We start from the raw sequence: 285 nt of genomic DNA, 5'->3' as shown, positions 1-285 counted from the left end.
CAATACACCGTGCTGGGCCACAGCGAAGCCAGCGCCACCGGCATCATGCTGCTGGGCGTCATCCCCATTGGCCAGAACAACCGCTTCGTGCGCGCCCAGGATGCAGCCATCAAGGCCAAGGGCGGCGACGCGCTGATCAACACCCAAGTGCAGGAAAAGTGGTTCTGGGCCTGGGTATTGAACGGCTACACCACCAAGATCTCCGGTGATGTGATCAAGCTGAAAACCGCGCAGTAAGTATGAAACTGCCAGGGCGCTGACCCCGGCAAGCGACGTATCATGGGC

1 protein-coding gene is annotated in these 285 nt (G+C 60.4%); it reads left to right on the top strand.

The window, feature by feature from the left end; genetic code table 11:
- Positions 1-237: hypothetical protein (locus AAEZ02_RS22220; RefSeq protein ID WP_351125176.1), on the top strand; the 237-nt coding region annotated here is incomplete at its 5' end.
- Positions 238-285 lie beyond the last annotated feature (48 nt).

The sequence above is a fragment of the Shewanella sp. T24-MNA-CIBAN-0130 genome, from assembly GCF_040310185.1.
GTDB classification, from domain to species: domain Bacteria; phylum Pseudomonadota; class Gammaproteobacteria; order Enterobacterales; family Shewanellaceae; genus Shewanella; species Shewanella psychromarinicola.
Note: the sequence above shows the minus strand (reverse complement) of the source record. Positions and strands in the feature narration are given on the sequence as shown.